Consider the following 25,540-nt stretch of genomic DNA (forward strand, 5'->3'; position numbering starts at 1 on the left):
GTGTTTGGAGACAGCCAGTTTACCAGCACCCTGTCTGTCAACTTCCACTTCCCCAAGATCCCGCGAAGAACCTTTTTTTATGCCCGTTTTTCGCCATCTCAGGGGAGGGCGAGCACCCTCACCCACATGGCCCCCTTGCCCACCTCGCTCCGTGGGCTCGGGGTGAGCTGGCCGCTTTCGGGGTCGATGGCATGCAGTGCCACCTCATGGGATTGCTGCCCGGTCGCGATGAGCCAGTGGCCGCTGTGGTCGATGGCAAAGCCCCGGGGACAGGCCTCGGTCGGGAAGTGGCCGAGGGGGGTGAGGGCGCCATCTTGGGGGGAGACGCCGAACAGGGTGAGCAGGCTGCTGGCCCGTTCGCTGGTGTAGAGAAAACGTCCATCCGGGGTCAGGTGCAGGTCGGCGCCCCAGCGCTCCCCCTCATAGCCTGGGGGCAGCATGTCCAGGCTCTCGCGCGCCACTATCTGTCCGTCCGCCTCCCTGTGGTAGCGATTGAGGGTGGCATCGAGTTCGTTGAGGCAATAGAGATCGCCGTTGTCCGGGTGCAGGGCCAGATGGCGGGGCCCGGCGCCGGGGGCGGTGTGAATGTCCCCCAAGGGATGGGGAACCAGCTTCTCGTCCACCAGGGCATAGCGGCGCACCCTATCCTCCTTCAGGCAGGCCACCAGCAGCTCCTGCTCCCCGTTTTGCCCCGCAAGCCAGGTGACCGAGTGGGCCGCCATCAGGTGGTCGAGACGCTGGTGAGGGGGCTGCATCCGGCCCGCCTGATCCTGGCGGGAGACGGTGACGTGGTTGAAGGCGTAGGAGGCGGCAAAGAAGAGGCGGCCGCTGTCGTCCGTGCAGGTGTGGGAGGCGCTGCCGAGCAGCGGCGCCGAGGTCGGGGCCCCGAGCCGCCCATCGGCGGCGATGGGGAAACTCAGCACCCGAAAATCGGGGCGCACCCCCGCATGGAGCCAGCGCCGGTCGGGGCTGATGACCAGGGGCTGCACCTCGCCGCCGGTCTGCACTTCCTGCAGCGGGGCGAGGGTGCCTGCTTCGAGGCGAAACACATGGATCAACCCGCTCACCGGGTTGGCCACATAGACCACTTGTTGCATTGCATCTCCTTTGCGACGGCCATCCGTCGGGTCAAGGGAAAGGGGAGTCCCGGCGTCTCAGGCGGGGATCAGGATCTCGCGAATGACGGGCACCACTGACAGTACCAGCAGGGCCGCCATCACCTGGTTGAAGCGGCGACGGGCAAGATCGTTTGCCAGCCAGCGCTTGAGCAGGGAACCGCACAGGAGCCAGAGTCCGACGCAGGGGAAAGAGACGATGAAGAAGGTCAGGGCGATGACGAGGTGCTGCTCAAAGGGGTCGCTCCCCGCGCTGGTGAAGGCGGCGATGGCGCCGGTGGCAACCACCCAGGCCTTGGCATTGACCCACTGGAACAGGGCACCCTTGAAAAAGCCGAACGGGTGGGTCCCGTTGCTGTCAGCCATCCCGTCCGTCGGGCGGGCGATGAGCCAGGCAAGATAGAGCAGATAGAGGGTGCCCGCGCACTTGATGAACATGTGGAGTTCGGGGAAGCGGGTAAAGAGCTGGCCAAAGCCCAGCCCCACCAGCAACAGCATCAGGGTAAAGCCGACGCAGATCCCCATGAGCAGGGGCAGGCTCTTGCGTATCCCGACGCTGGCGCCGGCGCTCATCACCATGATGTTGTTGGGGCCGGGGGTGACCGATGCCGAGATGGCAAAGAGCACCACGGCGTAGAGAGAGTCCATTGGGTTCCTCGTGCAGACAGTCCGTTGTCTTCCCTATATTGGGGGCGATCTGCGCTTTCCAAGGCGGGGGGCGGGCAGAAAAAAACAGGCCCCGTGACGGGGCCTGTGAAGTGGGCGGGATCAGACGGGCTGGTTCCCTGCCGGCGGCAGCGCCGGGCGGGATTCCACCTTCTGTTCGTCTCCCTGCATGTTCTTGATGTAGACGTCCATCTGGTTGAACGCGATCTCGATGCCATGCTCGCGGAACAGCACGTCGATGCGGCGGTTCAGCTCGTCGATGGCCGGGTTGCGATCCCCCAGCTCGCTCACGAAGAAGCGCAGCTCGTGATCCAGGGTGCTGGGCCCGAAGGTGAGGAAGTAGACGATGGGGGCCGGGTCTTTCAGCACCCGGCTGTTCTCCATGGCGGCCTGCATCAACAGCTTGCGGGTCAGATCCAGATCCGAGCCATAGGCCACCCCGACCCGTGCGATGACCCGGGTGACGGTGTCGGACAGGGACCAGTTGATGAGCCGCTCTATCATCAGCTGCTGGTTCGGGATGATCACCTCCTTGCGGTCGAAGTCGGTGAGGGTGGTGGAGCGGATCCTGATCTTGTTGACCGTGCCCGAGATGGTGCCGATGGTGACGGTGTCGCCGATCCGCACCGGGCGCTCGAACAGGATGATGATGCCCGAGATGAAGTTGGAGACGATCTGCTGCATGCCGAAACCGATACCGACCGAGAGACCGGCGGCCAGCCACTGCAGCTTCTCCCACTGGACCCCGAGCATGGCCAGCGCCGTCAGGCTGCCCACCCCGATCAGGAGGTAGTTGAGCATGGTGGTGAAGGCGTAGGCCGTGCCCTGGGCGAGGCGCAGCTTGGAGAGCACCAGCACCTCCAGCAGGCCCGGCAGGTTGCGGGCCAGCGACAGAGCCGCACCAAACACGAAGAGGCCGGTCAGCACGTCGCTCAGGCTGATGGGATAGAGCACGGCGTTGGCCCCGGTCCCCTCGCTCTTGTGCCACAGCACCACGCTGTCGAGGTAGGTGAAGACCGCCACCAGATCAGACCAGAGCCAGTAGAAGGCGACGCCGAACACCAGCAGCAGCATGATGCGGGTCAGACGCAGGGACTGCTGGCTGACCTCTTCCAGATCCATGGGCTGCTCTTCGATGGCTTCGCCCCCTTCCGCATCCTCCTGGGTCTTGTGTTCCCGCTTGGCGACCGCGCGGCGATAGGCCAGACGACGGGCCGCCAGCTCAAGACCGCGCAGGGCGGTGCGATAGACCAGACCCCAGATGATGATGAGGTAGAAGGACTCGATGAGCCTGCCGGTGAGTTTCAGGGCCGTGTAGTAGTAGCCAAGGGCTGCCAGCACCATCAGGGCCACCGGCGCCAGCGCCAGGGCGACGGCGGTCAGGGTCTGCAACATGCTCGCCTCGCCCTTGATGCGGGCGCGGGAGATGGGCAGCACCAGGTAGGCGGTCAGCCCCAGCAGCAGCATGGTCATGCCCTGGCCGATGACGTCGTTGCCAAGGGAGGAGGGCTCCACCACCGCCTTGGTCGACAGCATGATGAGGGGCAGCAGGGGCAGCCAGAGGTAGCGCATGCTAGTGTGCTTGGCCTGCAGCTCCGCTTTCGGGATCCGGAAGTGGGTCTCGGCGATGCCACCCGGGCGCATGACGGCCAGGTAGACGCTGAACACCAGATGACCCAGAGCCAGATTGATGGTGATCTGGAACATCAATTTGGGGCTGAGCAGACCGCTATAGCTGAGCAACAGGCCGCCAGCCAGAATAAACAGGCTGCCCGGCAGGCGTTGCAGCACGGTGAACAGCAGCGCACGGGGGGTATGCCACTGGCTGTCCTGACGAAAACGTCCCAGATCCTTGACGATCTTCTTCTGGCGCTCGAGCAGGGTGCCGCGCTTCCACAGCAGCAGACCGCCAATCAGCAACAGCGGGAAGGCGAGCAGGGAGATCCCCAACAGCTCTTCGCGCCAGCGTGTCCAATCCGGTTTCAATACCCAGTCGGAGGCTTGTTTATAAGCCTGTGAAGGCCAATTGATAAACCACTTGCCATCGATGGGCTTGTTGCTGCTCACCCAGAAGATGTGCTGTTGCAGGGTAAATTCGATGGCCGCATGGGTACGAGCAAGTTGCTGCTGAGTCAGCTGCAGGCTGATGGCGTTGGTAAGCTGGCTGTCGAGCTGGCGGTTAAGCTGGTCGAGCAGATTGATACGGGTATCGAGCAGTTTGGCAAGGCTGGCCTTGTCTTCTTCGCTGACCGGCTCCCTGCTGCTGGCGATCAAGTTGTCCAGATAGAGGTTCTTCTGAAACAGCTGGTCACGCTGCTGGCTCAGTTCGAACTGGGCCAGGTGCAGGTCGGCGATCTGCTCCTCCAGGTTCTTCACCAGGGTGGAGGGGGCCGCTTCCAGTTGCTGGTAGAGCTGATAGAGGATGCGCGAGAGCAGCAGGTTGCCCTTGAGCATCTGCACCTGTTCGTTGAGGTTGCGCTCGGTCTGGGTGCCGCGCTCCAGCATGCTCTTCGCCTGCAGGTTCTTCTGGGCCAGGGTGTTGAGGCTGTTGGTGGAGCTGATGAGTTGCTGGCTGAGCTGGTAGTTCAGCTCCTGCTCTTTTTGCACCAGGGGGTTGTCTTCGGCGGCCACCAGTTCGCCGGTCTCTTCGGCGGTCTTTTCGGTGTCCCCCAGGCGCTTGGCGCTGCTCTGCTCCTGCAATGCCTGCAGTTTCTGCTCTTCACTGGCGAGACGGGCACTCTGGTAGTCCCGTTGCTTGACCACCAGATCCTGCATGCTGGTGCGGTTGTCCAGCTCCTTTTGCAGGTTGGCCAGTTGCAGATCCAGCAGGGCCAGTTCGGCATTAAGCTTCATTTTCTCGGCGCTGCTCACCCCGTCCCCGGCGTTGAGGCGGGTGCGGATCTCCTGGCTGCGCTGATAGGCGCGGCTCATGCTGGCCTGGGCCCGCTCCGGCAGGGTCTGCAGGTTGGTGATCTGGCTGCCGATGGTGCCAAGGGCCTCCTGGGCCGCCTGCATGTTGGCCATGATCTCGGGTTGGCGGGCATCGAGCTCCGCCAGGCTCATGGTGGCGTATTCGCTCTTGAGCTGCTCCGGGCTTTTGCCCTGGGTCAGGGCGTCGAGCTTGGCGCCGATCTCCTTGAGCTCTGCCGGCAGGGTGCGCAGGCGTTCGCTCTGGGTTTTGGCCTTGGTCTTCTCCTTGTCGATGCTGTCGAGGAGGGAGAGGGTGTCAGTCAGGAACTTCTGGTCCGCCTGCTGGCTGGCCGTGGGGGTGTCCGATTTGCCGAGGGCGTCGAGCGCCCGCTGCACGGTGGCGCGCTGGGGCAGATCCTGCGCCAGGGTGCTCGGGGTCCAGAAGGTGATGAGTAAACAGAGCAGCGGCAGCAGGGTGGCCGAGGCTCTTTTGAAGCGTGTTGAGAGCATAAAGCGTCCGGGTGATTATGCGATGTTCGGGGGATTTTCCACCAGGGTAAAATCCGCGTGGATTCTAGCACCGGCGCAAGAGGGGCAGCAGGGGGAGAGATAAAAAAAAACGGCGCCCGCAGGCGCCGCTTTCATCGGTTCAGGACGGATTACAGTACGTGAACGGAGGCGGTGTTGGTGGTACCGCTCGGTACCAGGGCACCGGAGACCATGACAACCACGTCACCCTTCACGCCCATGCCGATTTCCAGCGCGGCTTCTTTGCCGATGCGATAGAAGTCGTCGGTGGAGGCGATGGAGTCAACCACGTGAGCAACCACACCCTTGGTCAGCACCAGCTGGGCAGCGGTCTTCTTGTTGGTGGTGATGGCCAGGATCCAGGCTTTCGGGAAGTACTTGCGGATGGCCTTGGCAGACTTGCCGCCTTCGGTGGCAACCACGATCAGCGGGGCGTCCAGCTTCTCGGAGGTCTCTACCGCGCCTTTGCAGACCGCTTCGGTGATGCGCAGCTTGTTGCTGTCATTGGCAGCAGACAGGTTGGACGGCATCACGGCATCGGTACGCTCGCAGATGGTGGCCATGATGGTCACGGCTTCCAGCGGGTACTTGCCCTTGGCGGACTCACCGGACAGCATCACTGCGTCGGTACCGTCCAGGATGGCGTTGGCCACGTCGCCGGCTTCGGCACGGGTCGGACGCGGGTTCTTGATCATGGAGTCCAGCATCTGGGTGGCGGTGATGACCACTTTGCGGGCTTTGTTGCACTTCTCGATGATCATCTTCTGGGCGAAGATCACTTCTTCTACCGGGATCTCGACACCCATGTCGCCACGGGCAACCATGATGCCGTCGGAGACAGCCAGGATCTCGTCGAAGTTGTCCAGGCCTTCCTGGTTTTCGATCTTGGAGATGATCTGGATGTTCTCGCCGCCGTGGGCTTTCAGGTGCTCACGGATTTCCAGCACGTCTTCTTTCTTGCGAATGAAGGAGGCAGCAACGAAATCAACGCCTTGCTCGCAACCGAAGATGAGGTCGCGCTTGTCTTTCTCGGCCAGGGCCGGCAGCTTGATGGAGACGCCCGGCAGGTTGATGCCCTTGTTCTCGCCCAGGTCACCGTTGTTGAGCACTTTACAGATCACTTCGCGCTCGGTGATTTCGATGACGTCCAGGCCGATCAGGCCGTCGTCAACCAGGATGCGGTTGCCGACGCGCAGGTCGCTGGCAAAACCGGCATAGGTGACGGCGACTTTGTCTTTGTTGCCCACCACGGTCTGGTCGGTGGTGAAGGTGAAGGTCTGGCCGGCGACCAGGGAGACGTCGTTGCCGCCTTCGAGCTTGATGGTGCGGATTTCCGGACCCTTGGTGTCCAGCAGGATGGCTGCGTGCTTGCCGGTTTCGGCCATGACAGCGCGCAGGTTGCTGATGCGACCACCGTGTTCGGCGTAGTCGCCGTGGGAGAAGTTCAGGCGCATGACGTTCATGCCGGCATCCAGCATCTTGCCCAGCATTTCTTTGGATTCGGTCTTGGGACCGATGGTGCAGACGATTTTGGTCTTTTTCATGTCAGTCTTCATGGTTAAGGAATTTCCGCCGTGCAATATACACCAGTTTTTGGATACTTTTTATGATCCAGAAACAACGTTTTGAGCGAAAACGGCCTCAATTTGAAAGATAACGTTTTCGCTCACAGCTCATTTTAGGGGCTAAAATAATTGATTTTCCGCAACTGAGGCCATTTGGTTCCCATTTCTGGCCCCGCATCCTGCCCGATCCCATGTTGTTAAATGACAAACAACAGGGCCCCCTTGCCGGGGCGATCCGGCCCGATGCCGTTGGCCGTCATCCAGTGTAGTCACTCCCTCCCGTGGCGTCAGGGCGAAGCAGCGCAAGGCAGGAGCCGGTTGGCCTACAGCGGAAAAAAACGCGCCCCTCCCGGCACGCCGGGAGGGGCGGCAGCCCTCTGGATCAGCCGAAGAACCAGTAGCCGCGGTTGACCAGCCGGGTCAGCAGTTGCAGGAAGCCCGCCTGATCGGCCAGTTCCACCAGCGCGTCCTGGGTGATGATGTCCTTGTCGCACAGGAGCGCGATGGCGGCCGGATCCTCGCTTGGCAGGGTCCAGGCTTCGCCGTCGATGTAGCAGGTGCGGCTCTCGCCGCTGAACCAGACGCTGCGCAACCCCGGCACCTTGATGGCGGGCTCCCCCTGGCTCAGCAGGTCGGCCACCTCGTCGGCGCTGTAGTCCGGCTCCACCGGATTGACGTCCAGATCGTGCTTGGCCTCGGAGATCATGGTGCCGAACCACTCCTTGAACAGGGTCTCGTCGTCGAGGGCCTGTTGCATCAGCTCCCGCAGGCGGTGCAGCTCGTGGGGCTGGATCTCCCCGTGGCGGGCGCGGGGCTGGAGGTCCGGGTCGCCGTAACGTTCGGTGCGGATCTCGTTGTCGATCAGGTGATCGGCAAAGGAGGAGACAAGGGCCTTGGCGTCCGGTGCGCGGAAACCCACCGAGAAGTTCAGGGAGGGCTCGATGGCGTAGCCCTCGTGGGGGAATCCAGGCGGGATGTAGAGGATATCGCCCGGCTCCATGATGACGTCGATGATCGCCTCGAACGGCTCGCAGTGCAGCAGGGCCGCGTGGGCGGCGAACTCGTTCAAGGGCTTGGCATCGCCGACCCGCCAGTGACGCTTGCCCTGACCCTGGGTGATGAAGACGTCGTAGTTGTCGATGTGGGGGCCGACACCGCCGTGAGGGGTGGAGAAGCTCACCATCACATCGTCAAAGCGCCAGCCCGGGATGAACTGGAAGGGCACCGCCAGCTCGTGCACCTCGGGTACCCAGTGGTTGCACGCCTGCACCAGCACGGTCCAGTTCTCTTCCCCCAGGTGATCGTAGGATTCGAAGGGGCCGTGGGCCGCCTCCCACTGGTTGTTGAAGCGGGTGACCAGGCGCGATTCGATCACCTCCTCCATGGCCAGACCCGCCAGTTCGTCCGGGCTGATGGGATCCTGAAAGTCGGTGAAACCGCCCTTGATGAGGAGCGGGCGCTTCTGCCAGTAGTGCTCGAGGAAGTGAGCGATATCCAGATTGAGTTGGTACATGGTGCTTCTCGTATCTTGTGAGAGGGCTTGCCCAAGGCGGGCTTGGGCAAGGGCTCTGAAATGGCCCGATAGAGGGTGATCATATCAAATGGGCCAAAATCAACGGGGGCCCTGCCGTCATGACAGAGCCCCCGCCGGTTCGGTTACATCACTTATTTCAGCAGATCGACCAGACGCTGGGCGTCGCCGATGTAGTTGGCCGGGGTCAGCTTCTTCAGCTCTACCTTGACCGCTTCCGGCAACTCCAGGGTGTCGATGAAGGTGCGCATCCCTTCGGCGTCGACGCGGCGACCACGGGTCAGCTCTTTGAGCTTCTCGTAGGGCTTCTCGATGCCGTAGCGGCGCATCACGGTCTGGATGGGCTCCGCCAGCACTTCCCAGTTGGCGTCCAGATCGGCGGCCATGGCGTCCGCGTTGGCTTCCAGCTTGGAGATGCCCTTCAGGGTCGCCTGATAGGCAATCAGGGAGTAACCCACCGCCACACCCAGGTTGCGCAGCACGGTCGAGTCGGTGAGATCACGCTGCCAGCGGGAGATGGGCAGTTTGCTCGCCAGGTGCTGGAACACGGCGTTGGCCAGACCCAGATTGCCTTCGGAGTTCTCGAAGTCGATGGGGTTGACCTTGTGGGGCATGGTGGAGGAGCCGATTTCGCCGGCGATGGTGCGCTGCTTGAAGTGACCCAGGGAGATGTAACCCCAGACGTCACGGTCAAAGTCGATCAGGATGGTGTTGAAGCGGGCCAGGGCATCGAACAGCTCGGCGATATAGTCGTGGGGCTCGATCTGGGTGGTGTAGGGGTTCCAGGTCAGGCCCAGGGAGGTGACGAACTCCTCGGAGAACTGGTGCCAGTCCACATCCGGGTAGGCGCTGATGTGAGCGTTGTAGTTGCCCACGGCACCGTTGATCTTGCCCAGCAGCTCCACCGCCATGATCTGCTTGAGCTGGCGCTCCAGACGGTAGGCGACGTTGGCCATCTCCTTGCCCATGGTGCTCGGGGTCGCCGGCTGACCGTGGGTACGGGAGAGCAGCGGCATGTCGCGGTACTCGACGGCCAGGCGCTTGATCTCGCTGATGAGCTTTTCGCAATAAGGCTTGATCACCTCTTCCCGGGCGGTCTTCAGCATCAGGCCGTGGGAGTTGTTGTTGATGTCTTCCGAGGTGCAGGCGAAGTGAATGAATTCGCTGACGGCGGCCAGCTCCGGGTTCACTTCCACCTTCTCTTTCAGGAAGTACTCCACCGCTTTCACATCATGGTTGGTGGTGCGCTCGATCTGTTTGATGCGGGCGGCATCCTGCTCGTTGAAGTTGCTGACGATGCCGTCAAGCACGGCATTGGCTGCCTCGCTCAGGGCAGGGACTTCCGGGATCCCGGCGTGGCTGGCCAGTTTTTGCAACCAGCGCACCTCGACTTCGACGCGAAAACGCAGCAGACCGAATTCGGAGAAGATAGGGCGCAGGGCATCGGCCTTGTCGCCATAACGACCGTCAATCGGGGAAACGGCAGTCAGCGCGGACAGCTCCATGGGGTGAACTCCTGATGATTGGTGTGGGGGTTAAAATCGTTTGGCCAGTTCCACCATCTTCTTGCGGGCGAAGATGATCTGGGTACGGCTGCCGCCGAGCTGGCGCCACAGCACCACGGCGCGGATGCCTGCGAGCAGCAGGGCGCGCACCTTGTGCTGCACCAGGGGCTGCTGCAGGAACAGCGGGGTGCCCGCCACCTGGATGCGCGGCCCGATGGGGCTGATAAGGTCGCTGTAGATGCTCGCCATGTTGGCCAGGATCTGCTCGTCGAGCAGATCGAAATGCTGTTGCTGGCGGCCGATCTGGCTGATCCGCTCCCCCAGCATGTTGAGGATGTCCTTGCGCTTGGCGAGCTTGCGCTCCAGCGCGATCAGGCTCACCACGTAGCGGGTCAGCTCGGCATTCTTCTGGCTGCCGTCGGCCCCCAGCTGTTCCACCAGGGCGCGATAGCCGTCGCGAATGGCCAGGTGGCTGCCGAACACTTCCAGCGGCTGCGTGGGGTTGGTGACCAGAATGCTTTGCAGGCTCTCGCGCAGGGAGGCTTCGTCGCAGGAGCCGTCACGGGCCACTTTCTGCACCAGATAGGCGGCCTGGCAGATGCCTGCGAAGGCCATGGTTCTGTCTTGGAATTTGTCGCTCATATCTTCACGGCCCTGTTCTGTTCTTTCACCGGCCGATGCCATGAGCCGGCCTGGAATGTGTCGGCCATGTCTTCACAGCCCTGTTCTGTTCTTTCACCGGCCGATGCCATTATCCGGCCTAGAATGTGTCGGCCATGTCTTCACAGCCCTGTTCTGTTCATTCACCGGCCGATGCCATGATCCGGCCTGGACGTTGCCAATCATGTATCGCTGCCTGGTACTGTTTTTCTTTGTCCCCTTTCCCTCAGGGAGAGGGTCAGGGTGAGGGTGGTTACCCCCTCATCCCCAACCCTTCTCCCGCGAGGGGAGAAGGGAGTACAGCGCGGACGCTCGTGAGCGCCCAGCCCTTAGACCGGATGGCTGAAACGTTGTTCGATGATGCCGCCGCCCAGACACACTTCCCCGTCGTAGAAGACGGCGGACTGGCCCGGGGTCACCGCAGCCTGCTTCTCGTCGAAGATGACCCGGATGGTCTCGTCGTCGATGGGCTGGATCAGGCAGGGGATGTCTTCCTGCCGATAGCGGGTCTTGACGGTGCAGCGGCGCGGCGCGCGAATGGGGGTGCGATCCACCCAGTGCAGCTGGCTTGCGACCAGGCCGTCGGAGTAGAGGCGGGGGTGTTCCCCTTGCGCCACCACGAGCGTGTTGCGCTCCACCTCTTTGTCCACCACGTACCAGGCCTCTTCGGTGGCATCTTTGCGACCGCCAATGCCAAGCCCCTTGCGCTGGCCCAGGGTGTGGTACATCAGCCCCTGATGCTCGCCGATGATCTTGCCGTCCACGGTTTCGATGGGACCGGGCTGGGCGGGCAGGAACTTGGCCAGGAAGTCCTTGAACTTGCGCTCACCGATGAAGCAGATGCCGGTGGAGTCTTTCTTCTTGGCGGTGATGAGATCCAGCTGCTCGGCGATGCGGCGCACCTCGGGTTTTTCCAGATCCCCGACCGGGAACAGGCTCTGACCCACCTGGGCTTCGCTCAGGGTATAGAGGAAGTAGCTCTGATCCTTGTTGGTATCGAGGCCGCGCAGCAGGCGCGGGCGGCCGGTGCTGTCGTCACGGCGCACATAGTGGCCGGTGGCGATGTAGGTGGCCCCCAGCTCTTCGGCGGCGAATTCCAGGAACGCCTTGAACTTGATCTCCTTGTTGCACAGGATGTCCGGGTTCGGGGTGCGACCCGCCTTGTACTCTTCCAGGAAGTGCTCGAACACGTTGTCCCAGTATTCGGCGGCGAAGTTGATGGTGTGGAGTTTCATCCCCAGCTTGTCGCAGACGGCCTTGGCATCAGCCAAATCCTGGGCGGCAGAGCAGTACTCGTCCGTGTCGTCTTCTTCCCAGTTCTTCATGAACAAGCCTTCGACCTGGTAGCCCTGCTGCTGGAGCAGGTAGGCCGAGACGGAAGAATCCACGCCGCCGGACATGCCGACGATCACCTTGATTTGGCTGTTGTCTGTCATTAGTCGAAGTTACCAGTTCGTTTAAACGGGGCGTATTCTACCAGAGTTTTGCGCCCCCGGTCACATCTCCCTGCCGCCGTTCCCCTTGGAAGCCCGGCGGCGGGAAATCGTTTTTCTATTTGTCGGCGCCATGATGAAAAAATGGCGCCAAACGGTCCCGCATAGCCTGTTCACGATCTGTCACGAGAGGCCGTCAGCAAGGTAAAGAGCAGCGCAGGAACCGGAACGTATAGATATACGTGAGGATTCCGAGCAGCACATGAGCCTTGATCATGGTCTCGCAGTAAGAGCGTGGGCAGGCTCTCAGATGAAGGCCTTGAGGGCCGACAGCGGCAGCCTGGTGCCTGCCAGATAGTCCTGGATACACTGCCACACCAGGGGGCTTCGCAGGGCGGGCTTGCACTCGGCAATCTCCTCCAGGCTGAGCCAGTGACAGGCCAGTACGTCACCGTCGGGATCCTCTGGATGGTGCTGACCGGGCGACTTTTCAAGGTCGAAGATGACGGCGGTGCGCACAAAGGTGGCCTCGCTGTCCGCCGGTTTGAAGAGGTAGACCCCGAGCCAGCCGGTGGGGGCGGCGGTGAGTCCCGTCTCCTCCTTCAGCTCGCGGCAGGCCGCCTGGATGAGATCTTCTCCCGGCTCCACGTGGCCGGCGGGCTGGTTGAAGCGGCGCTTGCCCGCAATCTCCTCTTCCACCAGCAAGAAACGCCCCTGCCAGTGCACCAGGGCGGCCACGGTGAGGCGGGTGGGCAGCGGTGGGTGATCGCTCATAAGGACTCCTTGTCTTGTTGGCTGTGCACCGGCAGGGGCGCTCGATGCAGATCCGCTGTCGCCTTCATTCAGAGGGCTTGGGGCGAGCCGGACGGCGGGCGGTGGTGCGCCCGCCGCTGCGATTGCCGGGGCGCGGGTCTGCCCCGCGGCGGTCCCGCCCCTGGGGTGGCTCCTGATCTGTTGGCCGAGCGGTGCGGGGGGCGCTGCGGCCAGTGCCCCCCGCTGCGGCGGATGCCCGTGCTTTGCCTTGCGTGGCGGCTGGTCGTGGCGCGGGTGCCAGCTCGGGGGCGGGCAGGGCGCGGCTCTCTCCCGGCGCCAGCCCATCGAGGGTCCACTCCCCGATGGCGTAGCGGATGAGGCGCAAGGTGGGGTGGCCGATGTGGGCGGTCATGCGCCGCACCTGGCGGTTGCGCCCCTCCACTATTTTGATCTCCAGCCAGCAGGTGGGGATCTCCCTGCGCTCGCGAATGGGCGGGTTGCGTGGCCACACCGCAGGGTCATCCATGATGCGCGCCCCGGCGGGCAGGGTCATGCCGTCGTTGAGCTCCACACCGGCGCGAAGGGCGGCCAGTTTCTCCTCGCTCGGGATGCCTTCCACTTGCACCCAGTAGGTCTTGGGGGTCTTCTCTCCCGGCTGGGTGAGGCGTGCCTGCAACTTGCCGTCGTTGGTGAGCAGCAAGAGCCCTTCGCTGTCTCGATCCAGCCTGCCCGCGGCATAGATGCCGGGCTCTTTGATGTAATCCTTGAGGGTCTCGCGGCCCGCCTCGTCGGTGAACTGGCAGAGCACCATGTAAGGCTTGTTCAGGAGCAGCAGCTTGCGAGCCGCCGGGGCGGGGGCCGGTTTGCGCTCGTTGACGCTCCCTGGGTGCCGGGCCTCCCGGCGTTGGGATGGGCGCGCCGTGGTAGGCCCGCTGGCCGTGCGGCCTGCGTCAGGGCGGGCGGAGAGGGAGAGACGGGGGCGGGCTGATTTCATCGCATGCATACCAAAAACAGGGGATGGCGGAGTGTACCACAGGGGGCGGCCATCAGGGGGAGGGCGGGGCTTCCCTCTCGGGTCAGGGGGAGGCGGTGTCCGGCGCCAGTGCGAGGGAGAGGCGCAGCATGTCCTTGTGCTGGATGCCGTGCTCCATCAGGGGCTCGGGATAGTGGATGAGGAAGTGATCCTTCACGACGGCATGGACGCGAAAGCCGTGGCGCTGGTAATAGGTGAGCTGGTGGCCGAAGCTGCCGGTACCGAGCTCGACGCGGCCTATCCCCTTCCCGGCCAGGTTCTCCAGCACGAAGCGCAGCAGGCCGGAGCCGATGCCCTGCTGCTGGCGGTTGGGGGCAACGGCGATGTTGAAGATCTCGGCGGTTTGCTCCCCCACCAGGCCCGCCACGCAGGCCCCCACGACCTCGTTGTCCGCCAGGGCGGCAAAGCCCCAGGCCCCGGGCAGGTAGGCGGCGATGCGCGACGCGGCGGGATCGGCCTCCAGCAGCAGGGCCAGCGGCAGGTGGGCGGGGTTCATCTCGACAAACGTCATCCTTGTTTCTCTCCCTGTTTGTGACGGCGCGCGCCGCGCAGCACGATGGCGGGCTTGACCGATGTGGTGGCCCGGACGGCGTTCCTCTCGCACGGCATCTCGCCCGGTGTGGATGCCACCAGCCGGATCAGGGTCTGCCACGGCTGCTTGCCGTGGGCACGTCCTTGCCCCTGTGTCCCGATGGGGTTCACCCGCGTCTCAGTGGGCGTCATGCCGGGGAACAGGGGGACTGGTCCCCGGGAGCGGCGCCGGGCGGTTGAGCAGGAAGACCACCTCACCCCGGTAGTGGGGGGAGGCGGCCAGTGTTGTCTGCCAGGCGGGATCCCACTCCCCATCCTGCACCAGCCCTACCTTGAACGGGATGGTCAGGTGCGCCATGGCGGGCAGATAGGCCTGATAGCCCGGCACCGTGCGCGTGCCCTGATAGGTCTGGATCACCAGCTCGTCCACGGGCAGGCGATTGAGCTCTGCCACGTCCCCCGTTTTCGCCCAGTCGAGCAGCCCCGTCACGCTGAGCTTGCACCCGGGAGGCAGGGCACGCCGCGGTTGTTGCAGGGCATTGCCATAGCGATCGAGCTGGCGGGTCGCCGCATCGAAGTCGATCTGGATGCCCGCCACCCTGGCCCCGGCCGCGCGCCACCCCTCGTAGAGGCGCACCAGCACCTGCTCGTGGGCCGGGGAGAGGGGGAGGGCGTTGACACGCACCACCAGCCAGACCTGCCCGGCCTTGAGGGGGGAGGGAACCCGCCCCAGCTTGACGAAGCGGGGACCGCCGGGCCTGTCCAGGATCTCCCCCTGATGCAGATAGAGGGTGCTGGCCTGTTCCAGTACCGGCTGGTGGCGGGTGGCGGACCAGAGCCAGAACCCGTGATAGGCGCTGGCATCGACACTGGCCTCAAGGGGGGTGGCCAGGGCCGTCAGCAGCAGCGCCAGCAGGGCGCGTTCAGGGGGTCTGCTCATGGCTCACCAGTAGTATTTGAGGGATCTGGCCCACACCGAGTTGCCATAGCGCTGCTTGAGGGTGTTGAACCAGGCCTGCCGGGTGCGTTTGGGGATCTCCTGGCTGTCGCAGCTGTTGTAGCCGGAGGGGGCATAGCACTGGATGGCGCGATAGAGGGCATAGCTCTTGTCTTCGGGCTCTGCCTTGGGGTTGGCCATCACGGCCTGATAGAGGGCGAGGCGACTCGGGAACGTGGGACGCTCGTCTTGCGCCAGCCCCCAGATCATCTCGCGATCCTGCCACAGGTCGATATGGGGATCCCGGCTGCGCAGGTACTCCCCGAAGCAGTTGAGGGCATGACCATCGTCGGGGCGCTGCACCAGGGTGCCAAGGGTCTGGGCCAGATCCCGGCAGTGGTAGCCCTGGGGCGTCCCCTCTCCGCGCCACTGGAACGCCGAGAGGCGCACATCCCCGTTGGGCACGGGCTCCCAGGGCGCGTCGGCGGGAGGGGTCGCCTCCTTGTAATCGGCGGGGATGAGGGCCACATCCTGCAAGAAGGTGGCCGGGTCGCTGGCGATGAGATCCCGCACCAGCAGGGTATGGAGCGCAATCTGCCGCTCCGCCGCGCTCGGGCCCTGACTGGCTTGCTGGCGCAACAGGGCAGGTTCGGCCTCCTGCTTGAGCACGGCCGTGCGGATGCGCAGCTGGGTGATGGGGCTGCCCGGCTGGAAGATGGCGGCCGTGTTGCCGGTGCGCACCCAGTGATCCGCCAGCACGTTCTCCACGAACGCCTGCTGGGCCTGACCCAGGGGGGAGGCCACCAGCGCCATCAGGGCCTGCTCGGCCTTGTCGAAGGCCTTCATGCCCTGCCAGGCCCAGATGCGCAGCATCTGGTGGCTGAATGCCAGGGTGGCGTCCTCCTGCCCCGGGGAGGGCAGGGCCAGCACCTGCTCGAACTGCTTGTCCAAAAAGAGGGCGTAGGCCTTGAGATAGGCCGCCTGCGCCTGGTGACCGGTTTTTTGCAGGTGCGCGATGGCGTCGTCCAGCTGGGCATCTTGCCAGTCCCGCGGCCGCTCATAGGTCGGTCTGAGACCCCGCAGGGCATTGACGAACAGCAGCGCCGGCTGGGCCGAGTCCTGATAGGTCGCCTGATGGCGATAGGCATCGCCACTGAGCAGGGTGAGATCAATCTCGTTGACCAGGGCCTCCAGCGCCGGCAAGGGCTGGCGGGTTGCCATGGCCTCGTCATAGGCATCCCGCAGGGCGCCGAGATCACCGGCCATCCACTGGATGCGTCTGAACAGTCCTCTGGTCGAGCTGGCGTAGCGCCCTTGCGGGTAGGCCGCCAGATAGGCCTGACCCTGGGCCATGGCGCGGCGAAGGGCCTCCTTGTCACTCCTGATCACGTCCTGATCGCCGTATTCGTCCTTCGCCTCCTTCATCGCGAGGTTGATCTCCGTGCGCATCACCATGTAGGTCGCGCTCTCGGCCACCCAGGGGGCCTTGGCCTGCTGCAAGGCGGCAAAGCCTGCGCGGGCCTCCTCGAAGCGGCTCTCGTAGAAGTGCCGGGCGGCCTGCAGATACCCCTGCCACTCCAGGGCAGCACCGCTCATTTCGGTCGCGGGGGCCGGGCTCTCCTGCTGCCCCAGGATCAGCAGACGGCTTCGCAGCAGCGACGTGCGCTCCGGGGCGGGCACCTCGCTCTGCTCGAGGGCGTCCAGAAACGAGCTGACCGAGGAGAGGGAGTTGGAGATGGCGTGGCCGTAGAGGGAGTCGTGGCCCGCGTAGTGCTCGAGCAGCGGGGGGAGGGACGGGTCGTAGGCGGCCAGCCGGCTGCCGAGCTGCTCGCGCAGCGCCGGGTCCTCCACCTCCTCCGGCTGGGGGAGGCGGGTGAGGTAGAACAGCGGCTGGCTGCGTTCGTTCAGCGGATCCGCCGGCAGGGTGAAGGGGAGGGGGTGATGCTGGGCATCCCCCAGCAGCATCAGCAGGTTGCCCCGGGTGTCGTTCTCGTTGAGATAGAGCGGATAGGTGGGGAGAGGGCAGTCGGTGAGCCAGAAGCCGCACCCGTCACCGTCACCGGAGGCGAGGGCGGGCAGTGCAACCAGCGTCATCGCCAGCACCGAGCAGTGGGTCAGAGATGTCATGGGATCGCTATCCGTTTGTGGGCCCGCGCCGTGCGTGACGCCCGGGCCGGAAAAGGGGGTTCGCAGTGGCGGGCAATAGTACGAAAGAGGGTCACAAACGACAACCCATTCTGACCTGGTCGGCGCTCTCCCTGTCAAGACGCCTGCGCCATCCCCCTGTCCCGAGCATGTGCTCTTTGCAGCTTTGCGGGTGTCAGTATCTGCCATCGCCATACATCGCCATACAAAAAGGGCGAATGTGGATGCTTATATAGGGGGCTCTTCGGTGCGAAAGAGCGCCTTGCCGCAGGCGAGGCAGGTGTGGCGAAAGCGATGATCAGGCCAGCCGGTCTGGGGGTGGCCCAGCACCTTGTCGGAGCCGCAGGCGCAGCAGCGCGCCCCCAGTTCATGGTCGATGGCGCATTCGGGATGCTGGTGCAGGTAGTCGGCGCGGGTGGGCAGGCGCAGCCAGTCGGGCTGGGCATGGCGCTGGTTCCAGAAATAGCACCCATAGAAGGTGCCTGCGGCGACGGGCAGGGCAAACCACCAGAAGAGATCCATGTCATGACTCCGACGAGAGGGGATGAGGGCGGCAACAACCCGCTCAGCAGGCGTGGTGCGGCTTCATTTTATCGGGGCGGGAGTGGGGCGGGATATGCCCGGATGGGTAACAAGCGAACCTGCTGGTGGTCGGGTTGGCAAGCCGCAGGGCCGGGATTGGGGATTATCTATCCATTAAAGAGATGGGTTGTGTCATAACCCATCGTATTTTTGGATGGACAAGGGGGCCTTTCCGGTCGCAAAACCTGGAGAGCGGGGCGTTTTTGTGAAAAAAAATGTGCATACACTCGTCATGCCGATCTCAAGGGCGTCATTGAGCGAGTGATAAATATCAAGATATTGATATAAATGGCAAAAATGGTGTTTTTATCAGGCGTTTTCAGGGGGATGGTTGGGGCTTCATAAGGAGCTTCAACCCATTTTCTAGATTGGTTTTTGCATAATCAATCGTTTATTTTGTTGGACAATTGGGGAAAACCTGGTGTCCAATCGGGTGAGCAGGTTGGCCAAACAGTGCCGTCAGCCAGTGTGTAACCCGAGATGTAAGGAGACATCCTGATGGAAAAACTTGACCAAAAAATCGACACCATGCGCCAGGAATTCGAGTCCCAGGGGCAAAAACAGGCCCAGGACAGATGGCAGGCCAGGGTCGATGAACTGCAACGGGAGCGCAGCGAAGCGCCCCAGCCGGAAGCGGCAGAACACTAGCCCCTGGCGGCCTTGTGGCCACCGAGTGAGCGCATAATGAACAACCACCGCCCTGTTCGGGGCGGTGGTTTTTTTGCGCAGTGGCTAGAGGCGATAGAGGTTCTGGGCCGCATCGAACAGCTCCGCGCGCTCGCCGGTGCCGCCGTTGAAGGCGGTGTGGAAGAAGCGCAGCACCTTCTCGTTGGCGAGGGCATCCCCTTCAAAGTAGGCGTGAGAGTCCCCCACATGGGGCTGATTGGTCACGTCCACGTAGGTGGCCGTTCTGGCGTCCAGCCGCCGGGTGTAGTGGCCGAGCCTCGCCTTTTGCTGCTCCCCCATCTTCATGCGCGATGCCATCAGGGCACCATCGCACTCATTGATGGTGATGTAGAGGCGGTTGCGACACTGGATGCGATCGACCCACTGGGCGTGAAGCTCGTTGTTGGTGTCGGCGGCGGCCATGATGATGTTGTCGAACAGCAGCTGGTTGGCGTGGTAGGTGGTGCTGCCCAGCAGGTGCTTGAACAGGTAGTTGCCCATGCTGTGCAGCAGCAGATTGATGGTGAAGGGGCAGCGCTTGTTCACCTCCTTGGCGAAGTAGCGATCCCAGGCCTCGCCGTTGTCGGTGAACTTCTTCTGGGCTTTCTCTTCCAGTTGCGTCACATACTGGCCGTTGAACTCGTCGAGCAGCCCCTTCATCTTCTCCAGCACCCGGTCAAGGGCCCCGGCCGAGGCCAGGGCATCGCGCTTGTCGCTCTTGTAGCTCAGCACGCCCCGGGCGCCGCCGCCATTGGCGGGCCAGCTGAAGCAGAGCACCTCGACACCGTAACGGGCCTCGAGCCCCGCGGCTCGCTCCAGCACATCGTCAAGATCGTTGTTGAAGCCGTGTACGAACAGCAGCAGGTGTTTGCCGGTCTTGAGCTTCTGCTTGGCCGTGCTGCCGGTCCCGGCGCAGCGCTCCAGCAGCTTGCGCGCTACATAGGCGCTGGCCGGGTGGGGGAGGTCTGGGTCAAGGCCGACGCTGGCGGCCATCTCGCGGTGATCTGATCCGGCAGCAGGTCCAGCTGCCACTGCTTGCCCTGACGCCGGGCCTCGGCGAGGCGCAGTTCGTTGGGGCCCTCTGCGGGTTTTTCGCCAAAGATCTCGCTGGGGGTCTTGCCCTGCTCGTTGACCATCCGGTTGGTGACGATAAACATGGTGTTCTCCTTGTTGTCGTGCTCTCTTCATGACCGGCCACGCCCCGGGCGCCCCGATCACTGGCAAAGAGCCTAGTCCGGATCCGGCAGCCTGTCCCCCGGCGTGCCTTGCCTCGCCAAAGGGGTTACGACGATGTAAAGGCGAACGGGATTTGGGGGAGTGGCGCCTTCGGGGCGGTGAGGGCAGGGAGACGCTGTCATCACTAGAGGAAGAGGTCCGGATGGACGGGGCCTGCGCCTCGTCAGGACCTGAGGGCGGCGAGGGAGGAGGGGATCCTCAGGCGCACTGTGATCCACTCCCCGACTATGGTCTGACATGCACGCCCGCTATTTGATTATGCAAATGGATGGGCTTAAGATGGCCGCGCGCAACGATCAGATTGATAACAAACGGAAGTTAGGAGATGCCGATGGAAAGCAAAGTAGTTATCCCGACCCAGGGCCAGAAAATCACAGTCGATGCCAGCGGCAAGCTGCAGGTTCCCCACAATCCCATCATTCCGTTTATCGAAGGGGATGGTATCGGTGTGGACGTGACCCCGGCCATGTTGAATGTGGTGAATGCTGCGGTCGAGAAAGCCTACAAAGGCGAGCGCAAGATCGCCTGGATGGAGATCTATACCGGCGAGAAGTCGACTCATGTCTATGGCGAAGGTGCCTGGCTGCCGGCCGAAACCCTGGATTTCATTCGTGAATACTGCGTGGCCATCAAGGGCCCGCTGACCACCCCGGTCGGCGGCGGTATTCGCTCCCTCAACGTGGCCCTGCGCCAGGAGCTGGATCTCTACGTCTGCCTGCGCCCGGTCCGTTACTACGAAGGGACCCCGAGCCCGGTCAAGCACCCCGAGCTGACCGACATGGTGATCTTCCGCGAGAACGCCGAAGACATCTACGCCGGCATCGAGTGGAAGGCGGACAGCGATGAAGCCAAGAAGGTGATCGCTTTCCTGCAAAACGAGATGGGCGTGAAGAAAATTCGCTTCCCCGAGTCCTGCGGCATCGGCATCAAGCCCATGTCCAAGGCCGGTACCGAGCGTCTGGTCCGTGCCGCCATTGAGTACGCCATCGACAACGATCGCGACTCCGTGACCCTGGTGCACAAGGGCAACATCATGAAGTTCACCGAAGGTGCCTTCAAGGATTGGGGCTATGCCCTGGCCCAGAAAGAGTACGATGCCCAGCTCATCGACGGCGGCCCCTGGTGCTCCTTCAAGAACCCGAAAACCGGCAAGACCATCGTGGTCAAGGACGTCATCGCCGATGCCTTCCTGCAACAGATCCTGCTGCGTCCGGCCGAGTATGACGTCATTGCCTGTATGAACCTCAACGGCGACTACATCTCCGACGCGCTGGCGGCCCAGGTCGGCGGCATCGGCATCGCGCCGGGTGCCAACATCGGCGATGGCGTTGCCCTGTTCGAAGCCACCCACGGCACCGCGCCGAAATACGCTGGTCAGGACAAGGTCAACCCGGGCTCCCTCATCCTCTCTGCCGAGATGATGCTGCGCCACCTGGGCTGGACCGAGGCGGCTGACCTCATCGTCAAGGGGATGGAAGCGGCCATCGCCAACAAGACCGTCACCTATGACTTCGAGCGTCTGATGGAAGGGGCTACCCTGCGTTCCTGCTCCCAGTTCGCCCAGGACATGATCGACCAGATGTGATCCAGGTCGTTGAAATGCAAAACCGGCGCCATGAGCGCCGGTTTTTTTATGGAGGAGAGCAGGTCGTCAGGTGGTTTTTTCCACGTGCTGCTCGTAGATCTGCTGCCATTTGCTGGTCTCGGCCTCATCTCCACGGGCCTGCCAGAATTCGCAGATGGAGCTGGCGAGCTCGGATGCCATGGCGTGGTCTCCGTCACGGCGGCTCATCAGATATTGTCCCAACCAGCTTTGATATTGTTTCATCGCCCGATCTCCTTATCTAAGGTGCCCAGAGGGGAATGCTCCTGGCATCAAGGTCGCGCAGGAGCGATTCGAACTGGGCACATGTTGTGCTGCGCCCGGCAGGTGTTGGTCGCCGGAACCGGTGGTTATCTCACCGGAAAAAGGGGACAACGGGGCGCAGATGTCAAAAAACGGTCTCTATCGTATCACAAAATAACCAGTCGGTGGGGCTGGATGACAAATCAGGCTGTCCAGCAGTCTGGCCGTCTGTGTCATGGGGGCGAGGGCTGAGGTGCCATCTTGCTGATCTCGCAGCAGAAAAACCCGCCAGGTCGGCGGGTCACGGGGGCGAAAAAAAGATCAGATCCGGGCGCAGGCCAGGTATTTTTCCATCTCCTCGGCGGGCACCATGCCGCCGCCGGTGGCCCACACCAGGTGGGTGGCACCGGCCATCTTGGCTGCATCCAGTCCCTGCCCACTCTGCCACTCAAGGTTGGCGGCCACTCGCCAGGGGCCTGCCATGCCCGCCAGTGCCGAGGGCTCGAGCCGGATCTCTTCATCCCGGGCCAGGAGCCCCAGCAGGTCGTACATCTCCTGATCCCTCAGGGTGTAGAAGCCCGCAAGCAGGCGTTCCATGGCGCGGCCGACAAAACCGGAGGCGCGTCCCACCGCGAGGCCGTCGGCGGCGGTGAGGTTGTCGATGCCAAGGTCTTGCACCGCAATGGCATCGTGCAACCCGGTGTGGACCCCGAGCAGCATGCAGGGGGAGTGGGTAGGTTCGGCGAAGAAGCAGTGCACGTTGTCCCCGAACGCCAGCTTGAGACCAAAGGCCACCCCGCCCGGGCCACCGCCGACGCCGCAAGGCAGGTAGACGAAGAGCGGATGGTCGGCATCCACCCTGATGCCCATCTCGTCGAACTGCTTTTTCACCCGCTCGCCCGCCACCGCATAGCCTAGGAACAGGGTGCGGGAGTGCTCGTCATCGATGAAGAAACAGGCGGGGTCGCGCTCGGCCTCCTTGCGCCCCTGCTCCACCGCCACCCCGTAATCGTCGGCATATTCCACGACGATGGCGCCATGTTCGCGCAATTTTTGCTTCTTCCACTCCCGCGCATCGGCGGACATGTGGACGGTGACGCGAAAGCCGAGGCGGGCACTCATGATGCCGATGGAGAGGCCGAGGTTGCCGGTCGACCCCACCGCGATGCTGTACTGGCTGAAGAAGTGGCGGAACTCGTCCGATAACAACGTGCGATAGTCATCCGTCTCGCGCAGCAGCCCAGCCTGGATGGCCAGATGTTCGGCATGGGCCAGTACCTCGTGGATGCCGCCGCGCGCCTTGATGGAGCCGGATATGGGCAGATGGCTGTCTTGTTTGAGCAGCAAGCTGCCGGTGAGTTCGACACCGTAGCGCCCATTGAGGGTCCCCAGCAGGGTCGGGATGGCGGCGATCCCGGACTCGATGATGCCGTGGCTGGCGCGGGTTTCGGGGAAGGCCTCGCACAGGTAGGGGGCGAAGCGGGCGAGCCGGGCGGAGGCGGCGGCCACATCGTGCCGGGTGAGCCCCACATGGGGCAATCCTTCCGCGAGGGAGGTGGCCCCCGGATTGAACCAGGTCACAGGGGTGAGGGCGATCAGCGGTTCGAGCAGGGGGAAGCGGGCGATGAGCCCGGCAATGTCGGTGTGTGTCATGAAAGCCTCTCGGGGTGGTGACGGAATCATCCCATTGAATGGCACCAGCGTTGCCGTGACAAATGATAAAACGCGTGGCTTGGATGAGCGCAGTTGATGCAAATGGTCATCTACCCTGCTGTCTCTTCGCATACGGGTGAGTTGAGTCTTCCTGGTGAATGCAAACCTCGCCCTTCTGGTATCATCTGCCAGATAAAAGAGAGGGAGGCCCAACCATGCAACGCGATGAGCACCCGGGGGTGAGGAGCAAGCTGCTCAGCAGCCATCAGCTCGCCAGGCTCCACACCTTCGAGGCGGCGGCCCGCCACGGCTCCTTTGCGCTCGCCGCCGACGAGCTCTCCTTGAGCCCAAGCGCGGTGAGCCACCGCATCTCGGCCCTGGAAGAGGCGCTCGGGTTTTTGCTGTTCCAGCGCTTTCACCGCAAGGTGGCCTTGACCACGGAGGGGCAGCGCATCTTCTGGGCGCTCACCTCCTCCCTGGAGTTCATCAATCAGGAGGTGCTGGAGATCAGGGAGCAGGCGCTGTCGGGATCTCTGACGCTGCACTCGCGCCCCTCCATCGCCCAGTGCTGGCTGGTGCCAAGGCTCGCCGATTTTTCCCGTCTGCATCCTCACATCGAGCTCAACCTGCTGACGGGCAACGAGCACATAAACCTGCACGGCTACGGCATCGATCTGACCCTCAACTTCGATGCCAGAACCCCGACGGGCCTGGCCATCCACCCCCAGATGGATGAATACATGGTGCCGGTGTGCAGCCCGCAATACGCCAGCGACCACGGTCTGATGGGGGAGGTGAGGAATCTGCAGCAGTGCCGCCTGCTCCATGACAGGCAGGCCTGGGGCCTGGACACCGACAGCGACGAGTGGCGCACCTGGGGGAGTCACTGGCATCTCTCCCTGGAGGTCTGCTCGTCACACATGGGATTTGATCGAGCGGATCTGGCGATCCTTGCCGCCACCCACCACGCCGGTGTCGCCATGGGGCGCAGGCAGCTGGCAAGCCAGGCGCTGGCGAGCGGAGCGCTGGTGATGCCCTTCCCGGATATGGCGGTGCGCTGCGAGCCGCGTTATTACCTGGCGACCCTCCCTCATCGCCAGTGTCCCAAGATCCAGGCATTCATCCGCTGGATACAGGATCAGGCGCAAGGGGCACCTTGAAACGGGACCTGGTTTATTGTCTGCGAAGGTCATGCTCATGAGCGCACTATTTGTACAATAAGGGCCGGCACTGCTGCTAAATGACCTGGCGCAGAGCGACGCGGGTAAGAGATAACACCGTGTGCAACGGATGAGGTGAGCCTGAGATTAACCGGGGAAAAAAGGAAATAAAGTCTGTGAGAGTATTCCCAATAAGTATCAGGCAGGGAATTAACCACGGTGAATAATGTCCATATGGTGTCAGCGCTTTGCCGGATGGTATAAAAACATTATGTTGTTATCCAATGGGCATGCTATTCTCAAATCGTGTTATCCCTGTGACATACAAAAATAATTCTGTGAGGAAGTAATGAACGAGTTTCTGAAGGTTCTGCTGAACATTCGCAGCTTGCGCGCTGCCATTCGTGAACTGCCGTTTGAGCAACTGCAAGAAGCGAAAGAAAAGTTTGACCTGGTATATAACGAGCGTGCCGAGTCCGTTGAACAGGAACGCGCCGAACAGGAAGAGCGTCAGCGCAAACTGAATGAATTCACCGAAATGCTGCAACAGGCTGGTATCGATCCCCGTGAGCTGATCGGCAGCGTGGCGGCTCCGGCTGCGGCGGGCACCACCAAGAGCAAGCGTGCTCCCCGTCCTGCGAAATACAAGTATCAGGAAGACGGTCAGGAGAAGACCTGGACCGGTCAGGGTCGTATGCCCAAGGCCATCGCCGAGCAAGTTGCGCTTGGCAAGGATCTGAACGATTTCCTGATCTGATCGCCGGATCCGATTCTCGATAATGCCGCCTGCAGGGCGGCATTATTATTTTCAGGGTTCAGATGATGTCGCAGTAAAACCCAATTGCGCAGGTTACTCTGGTTAATTGGAGAGCCTCGTCTGGAATAGCCATGACCATCATGTGCCCAATAAAGGTGGCGCATCATCTTCCACGCCACCTCGCCACTTATACGCACTGAGGACTCATACAGCCCGTGTATCTTCGTCCCTTGTGAGAAACGATCATGGATCAGGGTGAGAGCGTGAACATTTTGTTAAATTTCACCCAGTTTTTTGAGACCCGCATTGAGTACCGTTTCCAGATATT

General features: G+C 62.7%; 23 protein-coding genes. 4 read left to right on the forward strand and 19 right to left on the reverse strand.

From position 1 onward, the window contains the following. Window positions 1-98: 98 nt before the first annotated feature. From pgl to PG896_RS16290, 15 genes are all read right to left on the reverse strand, one after another. Window positions 99-1,097, reverse strand: a complete 999-nt coding sequence (gene pgl / locus PG896_RS16220; protein WP_053288263.1) for a 6-phosphogluconolactonase — start codon at window positions 1,095-1,097, stop codon at window positions 99-101. 57 nt (window positions 1,098-1,154) lie between these two features. After that, complete coding sequence (locus PG896_RS16225; protein ID WP_053288264.1) at window positions 1,155-1,763, reverse strand: LysE family translocator; 609 nt, start codon at window positions 1,761-1,763, stop codon at window positions 1,155-1,157. A 120-nt stretch (window positions 1,764-1,883) separates the two neighbouring features. Then, complete coding sequence (mscK, locus tag PG896_RS16230) at window positions 1,884-5,201, reverse strand: mechanosensitive channel MscK (RefSeq protein WP_270835927.1); 3,318 nt, start codon at window positions 5,199-5,201, stop codon at window positions 1,884-1,886. 149 nt (window positions 5,202-5,350) lie between these two features. Next, entirely contained in the window at window positions 5,351-6,763 is a 1,413-nt protein-coding gene (gene pykF, locus PG896_RS16235) for a pyruvate kinase PykF (protein ID WP_010673615.1), read from the reverse strand. Between the two features lie 403 nt (window positions 6,764-7,166). Then, window positions 7,167-8,297: a ribosomal protein uL16 3-hydroxylase gene (locus tag PG896_RS16240; RefSeq protein WP_049636809.1), complete on the reverse strand. Its 1,131-nt coding sequence runs from the start codon at window positions 8,295-8,297 to the stop codon at window positions 7,167-7,169. 152 nt (window positions 8,298-8,449) lie between these two features. Further along, the gene (gene purB, locus PG896_RS16245; RefSeq protein ID WP_010673617.1) at window positions 8,450-9,820 is read right to left on the reverse strand and encodes an adenylosuccinate lyase; all 1,371 of its coding nucleotides are present in this window, start codon (window positions 9,818-9,820) and stop codon (window positions 8,450-8,452) included. Window positions 9,821-9,850: 30 nt separating this feature from the next. Next, window positions 9,851-10,462, reverse strand: a complete 612-nt coding sequence (gene hflD / locus PG896_RS16250; RefSeq protein ID WP_010673618.1) for a high frequency lysogenization protein HflD — start codon at window positions 10,460-10,462, stop codon at window positions 9,851-9,853. 347 nt (window positions 10,463-10,809) lie between these two features. After that, window positions 10,810-11,916, reverse strand: a complete 1,107-nt coding sequence (mnmA, locus tag PG896_RS16255; protein WP_010673619.1) for a tRNA 2-thiouridine(34) synthase MnmA — start codon at window positions 11,914-11,916, stop codon at window positions 10,810-10,812. A gap of 303 nt (window positions 11,917-12,219) precedes the next feature. Further along, window positions 12,220-12,687 (reverse strand): NUDIX hydrolase, encoded by a 468-nt coding sequence (locus PG896_RS16260; protein ID WP_010673620.1) that lies wholly within the window; start codon window positions 12,685-12,687, stop codon window positions 12,220-12,222. 64 nt (window positions 12,688-12,751) lie between these two features. Beyond that, complete coding sequence (locus PG896_RS16265) at window positions 12,752-13,669, reverse strand: pseudouridine synthase (RefSeq protein WP_270835928.1); 918 nt, start codon at window positions 13,667-13,669, stop codon at window positions 12,752-12,754. A 73-nt stretch (window positions 13,670-13,742) separates the two neighbouring features. Beyond that, window positions 13,743-14,210, reverse strand: a complete 468-nt coding sequence (locus tag PG896_RS16270) for a GNAT family N-acetyltransferase (RefSeq protein WP_143237833.1) — start codon at window positions 14,208-14,210, stop codon at window positions 13,743-13,745. Then, complete coding sequence (locus PG896_RS16275) at window positions 14,207-14,422, reverse strand: hypothetical protein (protein ID WP_185975464.1); 216 nt, start codon at window positions 14,420-14,422, stop codon at window positions 14,207-14,209. The genes PG896_RS16270 and PG896_RS16275 overlap by 4 nt, the downstream gene beginning before the upstream one ends. Then, window positions 14,409-15,170: a DUF3142 domain-containing protein gene (locus PG896_RS16280; RefSeq protein ID WP_270835931.1), complete on the reverse strand. Its 762-nt coding sequence runs from the start codon at window positions 15,168-15,170 to the stop codon at window positions 14,409-14,411. The genes PG896_RS16275 and PG896_RS16280 overlap by 14 nt, the downstream gene beginning before the upstream one ends. Before the next feature lie 3 nt (window positions 15,171-15,173). Further along, window positions 15,174-17,294, reverse strand: coding sequence for a hypothetical protein (locus PG896_RS16285; RefSeq protein WP_270835933.1), 2,121 nt, complete (start codon window positions 17,292-17,294; stop codon window positions 15,174-15,176). Between the two features lie 246 nt (window positions 17,295-17,540). Further along, window positions 17,541-17,834, reverse strand: coding sequence for a hypothetical protein (locus PG896_RS16290; protein ID WP_113069941.1), 294 nt, complete (start codon window positions 17,832-17,834; stop codon window positions 17,541-17,543). Between the two features lie 558 nt (window positions 17,835-18,392). Here PG896_RS16290 and PG896_RS16295 point away from each other — a divergent pair. Continuing rightward, window positions 18,393-18,542, forward strand: a complete 150-nt coding sequence (locus PG896_RS16295) for a hypothetical protein (protein WP_010673628.1) — start codon at window positions 18,393-18,395, stop codon at window positions 18,540-18,542. 84 nt (window positions 18,543-18,626) lie between these two features. Here PG896_RS16295 and PG896_RS16300 read toward each other — a convergent pair whose 3' ends face one another. Beyond that, a complete protein-coding gene (locus PG896_RS16300; RefSeq protein WP_270835934.1) occupies window positions 18,627-19,553 on the reverse strand; it encodes an alpha/beta hydrolase in 927 nt (308 codons plus the stop codon). Then, window positions 19,496-19,717 (reverse strand): hypothetical protein, encoded by a 222-nt coding sequence (locus PG896_RS16305; RefSeq protein WP_270835935.1) that lies wholly within the window; start codon window positions 19,715-19,717, stop codon window positions 19,496-19,498. Before PG896_RS16305 ends, PG896_RS16300 begins: the two co-directional genes overlap by 58 nt. Window positions 19,718-20,127: 410 nt before the next feature. On the opposite strand from PG896_RS16305, the gene icd reads away from it, so the two are divergent. Next, window positions 20,128-21,381 carry an NADP-dependent isocitrate dehydrogenase gene (icd, locus tag PG896_RS16310; RefSeq protein WP_010673630.1) on the forward strand — a complete coding sequence of 418 codons (1,254 nt, stop codon included), beginning with the start codon at window positions 20,128-20,130 and terminating at the stop codon, window positions 21,379-21,381. Between the two features lie 66 nt (window positions 21,382-21,447). Here the strand turns inward: icd and PG896_RS16315 are convergent, their stop codons facing one another. Together PG896_RS16315 and dsdA are read right to left on the reverse strand one after the other, a co-directional pair. Continuing rightward, window positions 21,448-21,624, reverse strand: coding sequence for a hypothetical protein (locus tag PG896_RS16315; protein ID WP_010673631.1), 177 nt, complete (start codon window positions 21,622-21,624; stop codon window positions 21,448-21,450). Between the two features lie 339 nt (window positions 21,625-21,963). Next, a complete protein-coding gene (gene dsdA, locus PG896_RS16320; protein ID WP_270835936.1) occupies window positions 21,964-23,295 on the reverse strand; it encodes a D-serine ammonia-lyase in 1,332 nt (443 codons plus the stop codon). A gap of 215 nt (window positions 23,296-23,510) precedes the next feature. Between dsdA and dsdC the strand changes: the two genes are divergently transcribed. Together dsdC and PG896_RS16330 are read left to right on the forward strand one after the other, a co-directional pair. Continuing rightward, a complete protein-coding gene (dsdC, locus tag PG896_RS16325; protein WP_270835937.1) occupies window positions 23,511-24,455 on the forward strand; it encodes a DNA-binding transcriptional regulator DsdC in 945 nt (314 codons plus the stop codon). Window positions 24,456-24,804: 349 nt separating this feature from the next. Beyond that, entirely contained in the window at window positions 24,805-25,212 is a 408-nt protein-coding gene (locus PG896_RS16330; RefSeq protein WP_010673634.1) for an H-NS family histone-like protein, read from the forward strand. Window positions 25,213-25,540 lie beyond the last annotated feature (328 nt).

The sequence above is a fragment of the Aeromonas sp. QDB30 genome (assembly GCF_027707645.1).
GTDB lineage: Bacteria > Pseudomonadota > Gammaproteobacteria > Enterobacterales > Aeromonadaceae > Aeromonas > Aeromonas caviae.